The sequence below is a fragment of the Mesorhizobium sp. M1A.F.Ca.IN.020.06.1.1 genome, from assembly GCF_004023265.1.
In the GTDB taxonomy this organism is placed as follows: Bacteria; Pseudomonadota; Alphaproteobacteria; order Rhizobiales; family Rhizobiaceae; genus Mesorhizobium.
On sequence record NZ_RZSR01000390.1, the window covers coordinates 1 to 5,138 of the forward strand.

The window sequence follows — 5,138 nt, forward strand, 5'->3', positions numbered from 1 at the left end:
ACCTTCGGCCTTGTCTACGCTTTCTCCGAGAATTTCGTCCTGCCGCTCTCTCATGACGAGGTCGTGCACGGCAAGGGCACGCCGCTCCACAAGATGGCAGGCGACGACTGGCAGAAATTCGCCACGCTGCGCGCTTACTACGCCTTCATGTGGGGTTATCCCGGCAAGAAGCTCCTGTTCATGGGCCAGGAATTCGCCCAGCGCCGCGAGTGGAGCGAGGAACGCGCGCTCGACTGGAATCTGCTGGAGCACGCCCCGCACCGCGGCGTCCGGCAGGCGGTGCGGGACTTGAACTACCTCTATCGTTCGCGCCCGGCGCTGCATGCGCGCGACTGCGAGCCGGAAGGCTTCTCCTGGCTGATCGTCGACGATCGCGACAATTCGGTCTTTGCCTGGCTGCGCAGCGCGCCGGACGGCAACCCGATAGCCGTCATTTCCAACTTCACGCCGGTGCCGCGCGAGAACTATCGCGTGCCGCTGCCGAAGGCGGGCGAGTGGCGCGAGATCATCAACACTGACGCCGCCGAGTATGGCGGCTCCGGCATGGGCAATGGCGGCATGATCGTGGCGAGCGGGGAAGGGGGCGGCACGTCGGCGACGATGCTCTTGCCGCCCCTGTCGACGATCATGCTGGAATTCGTCGCGGACGAAGCAAAGGTCCGGACAGCTTAAGAGGGAGGCAAACGATGGCAGAGATCAAGAGAACCCAGCCGCTGGCGCGCGATGCCATGGCCTATGTGCTGGCCGGCGGCCGCGGCAGCCGCCTCAAGGAGCTGACCGACCGGCGCGCCAAGCCCGCCGTCTATTTCGGCGGCAAGACGCGCATCATCGATTTTGCGCTGTCCAATGCGCTCAACTCCGGCATTCGCCGTCTCGGCGTCGCCACCCAATACAAGGCGCACTCGCTGATCCGCCACCTGCAGCGTGGCTGGAACTTCCTGCGCCCCGAACGAAACGAGAGCTTCGACATCCTGCCCGCCTCGCAGCGCGTCTCGGAAACGCAGTGGTACGAGGGCACGGCGGATGCGGTCTACCAGAACATCGATATCATCGAGGCCTATGGCCCCGAATACATGGTCATCCTAGCCGGCGACCACATCTACAAGATGGATTATGAGCTGATGCTGCGCCAGCACGTCGATGCCGGCGCCGATGTCACCGTCGGCTGCCTCGAAGTGCCGCGCATGGAGGCGACCGGCTTCGGCGTCATGCATGTCGACAAGAAGGACACCATCATCTCCTTCATCGAGAAACCCGCCGACCCGCCCGGCATACCGGACAAGCCGGACCATGCGCTGGCCTCGATGGGCATCTATGTCTTCAAGACCAAGTTCCTGATGGAGCAGTTGCGCCGCGACGCGGCCGAGCCAGGATCCAGCCGCGACTTCGGCAAGGACATCATCCCCTACATCGTCCAGCACGGTAAGGCGATCGCCCACCGCTTCGCCAAATCCTGCGTCCGCTCCTCGCACGAGTCGGAGCCTTACTGGCGCGACGTCGGTACGGTGGACGCCTATTGGGAAGCCAATATCGACCTGACCGATGTCACGCCCGAACTCGATCTCTACGACCGGGATTGGCCGATCTGGACCTATGCCGAATTGAAGCCGCCGGCCAAATTCGTGCATGACGAGGACGGCCGTCGCGGCGAGGCGATCTCCTCGCTGGTGTCCGGCGACTGCATCGTTTCCGGCGCATCGCTGCGCCGCAGCCTGATCTTCACCGGCGCGCGCATCAATTCCTATGCGAAGCTCGAGGAAGTGGTGATGCTGCCCGACGTTCAGGTTGGGCGCAACGCGCGCCTCAAGCGCGTCGTCATCGACCATGGCGTCCACATACCGGAGGGGCTGGTGGTCGGCGAGGATGCGGCACTCGACGCCAAGCGCTTCCGCGTTTCGGAAAAGGGCATCTGCCTGATCACTCAGGATATGATCAACAAGCTGTCAACCTGATAGGGTTGATCGGCAAGTTGTCAGTCTGATCAACAAAGCTGTCACTTTAGCCGTGGATCTTAGGCGCATGCAGGTTCTGTCCGTCACGCCCGAAATCTTCCCGCTGATCAAGACCGGCGGGCTTGCCGACGTGACCGGTGCCCTGCCGATCGCGCTCGCCAGCAAGGGCGTGGCGATGCGCACGCTCATCCCCGGCTACCCGGTGGTGATGGACGCCTTCAAGAAAAAGAAGGCCGTCTATCAGTACCCGCTGCTGCAGGGCGGCAAGGCTTCGGTTCACGCCGTCAAGATCGGCGAGCTCGAGCTCTTCGTGCTCGACGCGCCGCATCTTTTCGACCGCCAGGGCGGGCCCTATGGTACCGCCTCCGGCTCCGACTGGCCCGACAACTGGCGGCGCTTCGCGGCGCTGAGTCAGGTCGGCGGCGACATCGCCGGCGGCGCGATCTCCGGCTACCAGCCAGACCTCGTGCATGCCCATGACTGGCAGTCGGCAATGACGCTCGCCTACATGCGCTACGGCAATGCGATCGGCGTGCCGTCGCTGATCACCGTGCATAATCTTGCTTTTCAGGGACAGTTCGGCTCCGGCATTTTCGGCGAGCTCGGCCTGCCGGGCGTGGCGATGCAGCTCGATGGCGTCGAATATTATGGCGGCGTTGGCTTCCTCAAGGCCGGCCTGCAGGCCGCCTGGGCGATCACCACGGTGAGCCCGACCTACGCGCAGGAAATCCGCTCGCCGGAATTCGGCATGGGCCTCGACGGCCTGATCAACATGCGCGCCGTCGACCTCTACGGCATCGTCAATGGCATCGATGTCGACATCTGGAACCCGGCGACCGACAAGCACCTGGTCGCCAACTATTCGGCCGAGACGCTGGAAGCGCGCGACCTGAACCGCAAGGCCGTGGAGGACCGCTTCAGCCTCGAGCCTGACGACAGCCCGATCGTCTGCGTGGTCAGCCGTCTGACCTGGCAGAAGGGCATGGACATTTTGGCTGCCGTGGTCGACGGCGTCGTTCAGCGTGGGGCACGACTGGCGGTTCTGGGCTCGGGCGATGCCGGCCTCGAAGGCTCGCTGCTCGCCGCGGCCGCGCGGCATCGCGGCCGCGTCGGCGTCGTCATCGGCTATGACGAGGCGCTCTCCCACATCATGCAGGGCGGTTGCGACGCCATCGTCATCCCTTCACGCTTCGAGCCCTGCGGCCTGACCCAGCTCTATGGATTGCGCTATGGCTGCGTGCCGGTCGTCGCCCGCACCGGCGGCCTCGCGGACACCATCATCGACGCCAACGAGGCGGCACTTTCGGCCGGCGTTGCCACCGGTTTCCAATTCGCGCCGAACAATGGCGGCGCCCTCCTGCACGCCATCCGTCGCCTCGTTGAGGCGCATGCCAGACCCGCCGCCTGGGCCTCGATCCAGCGCCAGGGCATGAAGGCCGACGTTTCCTGGGACAAGAGCGCCGAGAAATATGTCGAACTCTATCGCTTGCTGCTTTCAAAAAGGGCTGCCTGAGGCATGATCAAAACCGTCCCTACCAAACCCTATACCGACCAGAAGCCCGGCACCTCCGGCCTGCGCAAGAAGGTGCCCGTCTTCCAGCAGGAGCACTATGCCGAGAACTTCATCCAGTCGATCTTCGACGCGCTGGAAGGTTTTCAGGGCAAGACGCTGGTGATCGGCGGCGACGGCCGTTTCTACAACCGCGAGGTCATCCAGACGGCCATCGCCATGGCCGCTGCGAACGGCTTCGGCAAGGTGATGGTCGGGCAGGGCGGCATCCTGTCGACGCCGGCCGCGTCCAACATCATCCGCAAATACAAGACCTTTGGCGGCATCATCCTGTCGGCCAGCCACAATCCGGGTGGCCCGCACGAGGACTTCGGCATCAAATACAATGCCGGCAACGGCGGCCCTGCGCCGGAGAAGATCACCGACGCGATCTTCGAAAAGTCCAAGACGATCTCGAGCTTCAAGATCGCCGACATCGGCACCGTCGACATCGACACGATCGGCACCTTCCAAGCCGGCGGCATGACGGTCGAGGTGTTCGACCCGGTCAAGGACTATGCCGAGCTGATGGAGAGCCTGTTCGACTTCGACGCCATCCGCGCGAATTTCAAATATGGCTTCCGCATGCGCTTCGACGCCATGCACGCGGTGACCGGCCCCTATGCCAAGGAGATCCTCGAGCGTAGGCTCGGCGCCCCGGCCGGGACCTGCCGCAATTTCAAGCCGCTGCCCGATTTCGGCGGCCATCACCCCGATCCGAACCTGGTCCATGCCAAACATCTCTATGACGAGATGATGGGGCCGGACGCGCCGGATTTCGGCGCCGCTTCCGACGGTGACGGCGACCGCAACCTGATCATCGGCAAGGGCATCTTCGTAACGCCCTCGGATTCTCTGGCGATGCTGGCCGCCAATGCGCATCTGGCGCCCGGCTACAAGGAAGGCCTGAAGGGCATCGCCCGCTCGATGCCGACCAGCGGAGCGGCCGATCGCGTCGCCGAGAAGCTCGGCGTCGGCATCTACGAGACGCCGACCGGCTGGAAGTTTTTCGGCAATCTGCTCGACGCCGGCATGGCGACGATCTGCGGCGAGGAAAGCGCCGGCACCGGTTCCAACCATGTGCGCGAGAAGGACGGGCTGTGGGCCGTGCTTCTGTGGCTCAACATCCTCGCTGTGCGGGGCGAGAGCTGCAAGGACATCGTCACCAAGCACTGGGAAAGCTACGGCCGCAACTATTACTCGCGCTACGACTATGAGGAGGTCGAGACAGACCGCGCCAACGCACTGGTCGACGAATTGCGCGCCAAGCTCGGCTCGCTGCCCGGCACCAGCGTGCGCGGCATGAAGATCGCCAGCGCCGACGACTTCGCCTATCACGACCCGGTCGACGGCTCGGTGAGCAAAAACCAGGGCATCAGGATCCTGTTCGAGGGCGGCTCGCGCGTCGTGCTCCGGCTCTCCGGCACCGGCACTTCCGGCGCCACGCTGCGCGTCTATATCGAGCGTTACGAGCCCGACAAGGCGAGGCATGACCTCGACACGCAGGAAGCGCTCGCCGACCTCATCGCCGCCGCCGACGACATCGCCGGCATCAAGAGCCACACCGGTCGCAACAAGCCGAGCGTGATTACTTGAAAGTGGTGAGGATTTCCCCTTCTCCCCCTGTGGGAGAAGGT

4 protein-coding genes are annotated in these 5,138 nt (G+C 64.1%); all 4 read left to right on the plus strand.

Annotation, left to right across the window (positions count from 1 at the left end; genetic code table 11):
• On the plus strand, positions 1 to 672 hold a 672-nt coding region (locus EOA60_RS17775; RefSeq protein WP_206628153.1), incomplete at its 5' end, for an alpha amylase C-terminal domain-containing protein.
• A gap of 14 nt (positions 673 to 686) precedes the next feature.
• Positions 687 to 1,952: a glucose-1-phosphate adenylyltransferase gene (gene glgC / locus EOA60_RS17780; RefSeq protein ID WP_067327922.1), complete on the plus strand. Its 1,266-nt coding sequence runs from the start codon at positions 687 to 689 to the stop codon at positions 1,950 to 1,952.
• A 67-nt stretch (positions 1,953 to 2,019) separates the two neighbouring features.
• Positions 2,020 to 3,465, plus strand: a complete 1,446-nt coding sequence (gene glgA / locus EOA60_RS17785; RefSeq protein WP_095800242.1) for a glycogen synthase GlgA — start codon at positions 2,020 to 2,022, stop codon at positions 3,463 to 3,465.
• Positions 3,466 to 3,468: 3 nt separating this feature from the next.
• The gene (locus tag EOA60_RS17790; RefSeq protein WP_095823757.1) at positions 3,469 to 5,097 is read left to right on the plus strand and encodes an alpha-D-glucose phosphate-specific phosphoglucomutase; all 1,629 of its coding nucleotides are present in this window, start codon (positions 3,469 to 3,471) and stop codon (positions 5,095 to 5,097) included.
• Positions 5,098 to 5,138 lie beyond the last annotated feature (41 nt).

What these genes read in the sequence shown, in the direction of transcription:
- glgA (WP_095800242.1), top strand. Translation starts at nt 2,020, where the DNA reads ATGCAGGTTCTGTCCGTCACGCCCGAAATCTTCCCGCTGATCAAGACC.
- EOA60_RS17790 (WP_095823757.1), top strand. Translation starts at nt 3,469, where the DNA reads ATGATCAAAACCGTCCCTACCAAACCCTATACCGACCAGAAGCCCGGC.
- glgC (WP_067327922.1), top strand. Translation starts at nt 687, where the DNA reads ATGGCAGAGATCAAGAGAACCCAGCCGCTGGCGCGCGATGCCATGGCC.